Below are 6283 nucleotides of genomic sequence, written 5' to 3' on the forward strand. Positions count from 1 at the left end.
TCAAGTCTTAAGTGAACAGCATTGGGGCTTGCCCGGGTTTTTTATATCTCCGTGTTGCACGGCTGCTACTTGTTGGTGGCGTCTGATAATGATGACGACATATCGACGCTCACAGAAAATTGACCGCCATTGGCATGTCTTTCCACTGTCAGTTGCCAGTTCAGCCGTTCACAGATCCGTTCAACAATGGTCAGGCCGTAGCCATAATGTTTATCCTGATTATGCTTGCCATTCTCTTTGTTTGGAGAATGATCAGGTAAGTCTGACGTTGGGTTGGTGACGGTCAACCGGGCCTGAGTGCAGGTAACCTCTATCATGCCATTGCTGTAGCTGAGTGCATTGCGCAACAGGTTATTAAGCATAATAAGGACGAAGCTCTGTGGTGCGCATATATACAGTTCGTCAGGGATATTGGTTTTAAAAAGTGACTGGCCGGTGCAGTGCTCAGCTGTTGGCTCTGATAACAGACACGGCGCAGGTTGCAGCTTTGCCGCCTCACCGATTTGTTGATGCAACTGGACAGAGAGGTTTACCCGGTCGTAATGTTGGCTGTCTATATGATCAAGGCCGAGCAGTAAAAATGTATCGGTTAATAAGCGGATATCCTGCGCTGCCTGAGCAATGCGAATGGCGGCCTTATAACCTGGCTGACCATCACTGATACAACGGTTGATGAGGTCGGCAGACCCCTGCAATACCATAAGTGGGGTGCGGATTTCATGGGCGGCAAATCGACTGAATTCCTGTTCGCGGCGGAAATAACCGGCAATCTGACGTTTGCTGTCGCTCAGGGCCTGTTCAATGCGGTAGATTTCCTCATAGGGAGACTCTGCACCAAAATCCGGTTGGTCTGGTGGCATCTGCTGTATTTTTTTTCCAAGCTGCTGCAGTGGCCAGGCAAACTGACGCACCAGATAAGCACCATAGGTAATCATTAATAGCAGCACTGCGGTGCTGGTAATAAGACTGGCAATATGAAGTTTTTCTTCGTAAGGATCGAGATAATCATCGGCGTTATCTTTAAACACGATGTACAGCAGGCCGTTACCGGATGGGTCCTGGCGGATCAGGAAGTGCTTGTCTTCAGGCCCCAGCTGGTGTTCAAAGAAGCCCGGTTTTGTATAGGAGCTGAGCCAGGCAGGGATACCACTGTTGGAACGATAGATATCAAATTCCGCTGGATTAGGGCGATAAGAAAATGACTGTGTTTGCCGGTATTCATTTTCCAGCATATTGGCTTCTGCATCCAGCCAATGGTGCAGGCTGATGATTTCCATGTGTTCCTGAGCGACGTAGGTGGTAGTAAAAAACAGACTGATGAACAGTATTCCCAGAACTGAGGTATACAGTGTCAGACGTCGGAACAACCGTGGCCGCTGATGCTGTTCAGATTTCAAGGCAGTAACCTTTGCCAGGCAGGGTTTTTAATAAGGGTTTATCCGGGAAACGGCTGAATATCTGGCGAATGGCGTACATATGGCTGCGCAACGCATCGCTGTCCGGTTCTTCATCCTGCCAGACTTCATCAATCATTCGTTGACGACTGACCATTGCTGGGTAGTGCGTCATCAGCAGCTGTACGATGCGGCTCTGTATCGGACTCAGATGTATGTCCTCACCAGCAAGGCTGAGCTGTTCGTTGTTTATATCAAACATCAGAGAGCCAACAGTCAGATGAGGGGCCGGAGCGATCACGCTGCGCCGGCACACAGCGTGTATGCGCAGCAGTAATTCCTCCATAGCAAAAGGTTTGATCAGGTAATCGTCGCCACCGGAATTAAACGCGGCGGTTTTGTCATCCAGACTGTTTTTAGCGGTAAGAAAAATAATAGGTGTGCGGATATTCATTTCATTGCGCAGGATATTAACGGTGTCGATGCCATTCAGCCGTGGCATCATAATATCCATAATAATGACATCGAAATCATGCTGTTTGACCAGCTCGATGGCCATCTGCCCGTTATAGGCACAATCGACTCCAAAGCCATCCAATTCGAGATACTCAGCCAGGGTCGCCATGATCTGTTGGTTGTCATCGACAATCAGAATACGCATAAAATTATTCGCCGGTTCCGCGCTTCCACACACTGTGACAGGTAAATGGTAAAGCAGGCAGATCTATCCGGTGGAACAAATGACACCTTTGCATCTGCCTGCACTGTAAGGTTCGAGTTATTTTATGGTTAAACGTTCGATTTCGATCTGTACTGGTTTATCGTGATCGACTTCCACCTCTCCCATGATCAATATTCGGGTATTTTCATCAAATGGCTGAGGTGGAAAGTCTTCCTGCTCAAGCTCTACCTGAATTTCATCAGTACCATCAGAAAATACATAGGTTTCGTAGCTTAGTTTTTTCACCAGATATCCGCTCAGAGTCACCGGCTGATCGTCAACTGGGTTGGCCAGAATCTGAGCCAGAGTGTGATCGCCTTCAGCGGTGGGGCCTGTGTATTCAGCATGCACTGTCATGGATAACGCGGCAACTGGCAGCAGGGCAGAAAAAGCCAGTAAGTGGGATTTCAGAATTTGCATAGTATGTTCTCCGTTTAACTTCCGCAGAAATAACACCATAACGGGCGTGAAGAAAACGTGAAGACCTGGATGACTGCTTCGTTTATTTGTTAAGGCCCGGCGTTTTTATCTTTGGGAAAAGTTTTACCAGAGGTTCCTCGCCGGAAAAGTCGGGCACAACCCAGATCTGTTCAAACGGGTGGGGTGGAAGGTTGAGATGAGGCAGCAGCTGACAGAATTCCTGCCGTTGCCATAAAGGGCTGGCGTTACGGATGACCAGCCAGCAGCGCCGTGAGTTGTAGTGCTTGCGGGCTTTGCTTGTCAGTATGCGGCTCAGCGACTGTTTCAGACGCTGTTGCCAGTCCATGCCTGCCAGGTCGTGCAGGTAGGCCCAGAGGTGCTCGCTGCCGTGATAGTGTTCATGCTCTCTGCTGCCGGCAGCATCACCCGAGGCAATGCGGGCTTCCTGTTCGCTGGCGTATAAATGCGCAATTTCCAGATCCAGTTTCTGCCCCTGTAAATAACAGGAAATATCAGGCTTGGCCGGATCATTGTGCCAGATATGGCGGATACTCTGATGGAACTGATGTTCATAAGCACGCATAAACAGACGCGCTGCTTCATGCTCAAGGCGGCGCTTCTCGCTTTCAGACGCACTGAGGCGGCGTCCGCTGTGGTCGTGATGAATATCTGAAGTCACTGGCGTTGCCTTGTTGTCCGGATGTTCGCAGTACCTGACAGGGTTTCAGGTTTAGGGTTTCGGGATTCGGGTTTTTGCTTAGCAAGTGATCAGATTACACTGTTTCTGCAAAGTTTTGTTGTTCTTATCAACAGGGTGCCATATCGTCGCACTCTGTTGCCATTTTTGGTCCTGTTTATGTGATGTGACCCTTTCTTTGTGGCCCTTGCCGGCGCTTCGGGAACCTTCCCGCCTGCTGAACTCAACCTGCTGTACGGTTTGCTCTGATGCCTGAAATTACCCCTGAACTGCTCCTGATGTTATTTGCTGTGGCTGGCGTCGCTGGCTTTGTGGATGCTGTCGCCGGTGGCGGTGGTCTGTTAACGATTCCGGCAATGCTGGCGGCAGGCGTTCCACCGGTACAGACAGTGGCCACCAACAAGCTGCAGGGCAGTTTCGGCAGTTTTACTGCGATGCGCTATTTTGTCCGCCGGGGATTGATCAGGCCCCGGCTTGAGGTCCCGGCAATCATCGTTTGTCTGCTGGCGGCAGCGGCGGGTGCTGTTGCGATTCAGTGGTTTAATGCCGACATTCTGGTGCAGATTATTCCGTTTGCTCTGATCGGTATCGCACTTTATCTGCTGCTGGCGAAGAACGTCGGTCGCCAGGCGACTAAGGCGCGCCTGAGTAAAACTCAGTTTGGTGGCAGCCTGCTGCCCTCAGTGGCCTTCTATGACGGCTTCTTCGGTCCCGGAACCGGCACTTTCTTTACCGTTGGCTATTGCCAGTTGCGTGGTATGAACATGCTGGATGCGACAGCACACGCCAAACTGATGAATTTCACCACCAACATCGTCTCGCTGGCGGTGTTTGTGTTCTCCGGCCAGATCGTCTGGACCGTAGGTATCTGTATGGCTGCGGGACAGGTGATTGGTGCCCGTCTGGGGGCAGCCTCGGCCATGCGCCACGGCGTTGGCCTGATCCGTATCATGACCATTGGCGTGTGTATCGCCATCAGCCTCAAACTGCTGCTGTCAGACTGATCTGACTGACTTATGTCGTAAGCTTCGCTGAAGCGGGCCAGAGCCCGGGCATTTCCTGATTCTTCGTCTAGTCTGAACTGTATACGTGTCTGCATTTATAGCAGGTTGGAATTGAGGTGACCGGATGTCCGACGAAGTCTTTTCCTTTGCGGCGGAAAGCGCTCAGCAGGGTTCAGAAAATGGTAATGGCTGGAAAATACTGTCGGTAGAGGATGATGCAACGTATCAGGCCTCTCTGCTGCATAATCTGCGTGGCATAACGGTCGACGACAGTCCGGTCAACGTTCTTACCGCATCTTCTGCTGCGATGGCGGCCAGCGTTCTGTCTGAACACCCTGATATTGCTCTGGTACTGGTCGATGTGGTGATGGAAGAGGACGATGCCGGCCTGACGCTGGTGCGTTCTATCCGTGACGTGCTTGGGAACTCAGCCATGCGTGTGATTCTGCTTACCGGACAACCCGGTATGGCACCACGCAAAGAAGTGATGGAACAGTACGATATCAATGAATACTGGAACAAATCCGATCTGACCCGGGAAAAACTTCATTCTGTAGTGCGCAGTAACCTGCGTACCTGGCAGTATATGGACAACCTGAATCATGCCAGGAAAGGCCTGCAGGTAATCATTGATGCTTCCCGCAACCTCTACAGTAAACAGGATTTAGCGGGATTTGCTGAAGCGGTACTGAGTTCCATCGGCAAAGTAATTGATGCTGAAGGCGGCGGTATCGTCTGTAGCAGCAGCAGCTTCGGTGCCGATCAATTTGAGGTTATTGCCGGCAGTGGCAGATTCAGTAAGCTGAACGGCAAAACACTGACGTCAGATCATCTGGCGAAATATCATGCAACTCTGCAACAGGCAAAAGCCAGCAAAGAGCATCAGTTTGAGGCCGAGTATACTGTCCTCTATTTCGAAACCGCACACATCGATGGTTACCAATATCTGGTCGTCGTCGATGGCCAGGTAAAACCCAGCGAACATCAGATTTATATGCTGCAGGTTTTCAGCGAAAATATCCGCACAGGATTTGCCAACGTAGCACTGATTAACCGTGTTTCTATGGTGGCTTACTTTGATGAATATCTGGGTGTATTCAACCGCAACGGATTATTGCGGGAAATCGGTTCCATGAGTTTACCGGAACGCCAGCGTTCTGTACTTATGCTGGTTTCGATACGACGCTACCCGGATATGATGATCGCGTTTGGCGAAAGTTACTGCCGCAATCTGTTGATGCGGTTTATGGAAGGTCTCAATGATGTCATCCCGGATTACACCTGCTTTGCTGTAGTCAGCTCAGGTGTTTTTGGCATCGTATTGGATAAAACTCTGGTGCCGGAGCCCGGCGTTATGGAAATGGCGGCCGAGCGTACCCTGAGTATTGCCGATATTGAGCATCATCTGCTGCTCAGTTTTTGTCGGGCTGATCTGTCAATGATGGCGGAATTGCCCGCGCAGGAAATACTGCAACTGGCAGAAGCCTCTCTGGTTTATGCCAACGAAAAGAACATCAGCTACACCGAATATAAAGACGACTATCGTATTCAGATCCGTGACCGGACACTATTGCTGCAGAAAGTGCAGCAGGCATTGCTGAACCGCAGTCTGACGATCATGCTGCAGCCCAAAGTGGATATGCTCAGCAATGAGGTTGTTGGCTTTGAGTCGCTGGTGCGTATCTTTGATGAACACGGCGTGATGATCCCGCCACTGGACTTTATTCCATTGGCCGAGGCATCCGGGCTGATTACCCTGATTGATCAGCAGGTATTGGGGATGAGCCTGGAAGCTATTCAGACACTGAGCAGCCATGGCTATGCACTGCCGGTTTCGTTTAATGCCTCGGCCAAAGATCTGTTCAACCGCAACTATTCCAAAGCTATCTTTTCTGTTGTTACCAATAAATTGGTTGTGCCTGAGCTGCTGGATATTGAGATTACCGAGTCGGAAATGATTGCCGATTTCGAGAAGTTTGACGTATTGCTTAAGCAGTTTATTGCTTTGGGGATGGGCGTCAGTATTGATGATTTCGGTACCGGATAT

6 protein-coding genes are annotated in these 6283 nt (G+C 50.3%); 2 read left to right on the top strand and 4 right to left on the bottom strand.

Annotation, left to right across the window (positions count from 1 at the left end; genetic code table 11):
• Positions 1-65: 65 nt before the first annotated feature.
• The 4 genes from B2Z72_RS16045 to B2Z72_RS16060 all read right to left on the bottom strand — a co-directional run bounded on the left by B2Z72_RS16045 (position 66) and on the right by B2Z72_RS16060 (position 3214).
• A complete protein-coding gene (locus tag B2Z72_RS16045; protein WP_296984513.1) occupies positions 66-1397 on the bottom strand; it encodes a sensor histidine kinase in 1332 nt (443 codons plus the stop codon).
• Positions 1387-2055: a response regulator transcription factor gene (locus B2Z72_RS16050; protein ID WP_296984515.1), complete on the bottom strand. Its 669-nt coding sequence runs from the start codon at positions 2053-2055 to the stop codon at positions 1387-1389. The genes B2Z72_RS16045 and B2Z72_RS16050 overlap by 11 nt, the downstream gene beginning before the upstream one ends.
• 117 nt (positions 2056-2172) lie before the next feature.
• Positions 2173-2535 (bottom strand): YgiW/YdeI family stress tolerance OB fold protein, encoded by a 363-nt coding sequence (locus tag B2Z72_RS16055; protein ID WP_296984517.1) that lies wholly within the window; start codon positions 2533-2535, stop codon positions 2173-2175.
• Positions 2536-2617: 82 nt separating this feature from the next.
• Positions 2618-3214: a hypothetical protein gene (locus B2Z72_RS16060; protein ID WP_296984518.1), complete on the bottom strand. Its 597-nt coding sequence runs from the start codon at positions 3212-3214 to the stop codon at positions 2618-2620.
• Between the two features lie 266 nt (positions 3215-3480).
• On the opposite strand from B2Z72_RS16060, the gene B2Z72_RS16065 reads away from it, so the two are divergent.
• Complete coding sequence (locus tag B2Z72_RS16065; RefSeq protein WP_297005278.1) at positions 3481-4236, top strand: TSUP family transporter; 756 nt, start codon at positions 3481-3483, stop codon at positions 4234-4236.
• A 124-nt stretch (positions 4237-4360) separates the two neighbouring features.
• A partial coding sequence (locus B2Z72_RS16070) for a DUF3369 domain-containing protein (RefSeq protein WP_297005280.1) occupies positions 4361-6283 on the top strand: 1923 nt, incomplete at its 3' end.

Origin of the sequence: Thalassolituus sp. UBA6592, assembly GCF_002433655.1 — a bacterium.
GTDB lineage: Bacteria > Pseudomonadota > Gammaproteobacteria > Pseudomonadales > Oceanobacteraceae > Venatoribacter.

Bases quoted from the DNA above. Each gene is read 5' to 3' on its own strand.
- B2Z72_RS16065 (WP_297005278.1), top strand. From the start codon at position 3,481: ATGCCTGAAATTACCCCTGAACTGCTCCTGATGTTATTTGCTGTGGCT.
- B2Z72_RS16055 (WP_296984517.1), bottom strand. From the start codon at position 2,535: ATGCAAATTCTGAAATCCCACTTACTGGCTTTTTCTGCCCTGCTGCCA.
- B2Z72_RS16050 (WP_296984515.1), bottom strand. From the start codon at position 2,055: ATGCGTATTCTGATTGTCGATGACAACCAACAGATCATGGCGACCCTG.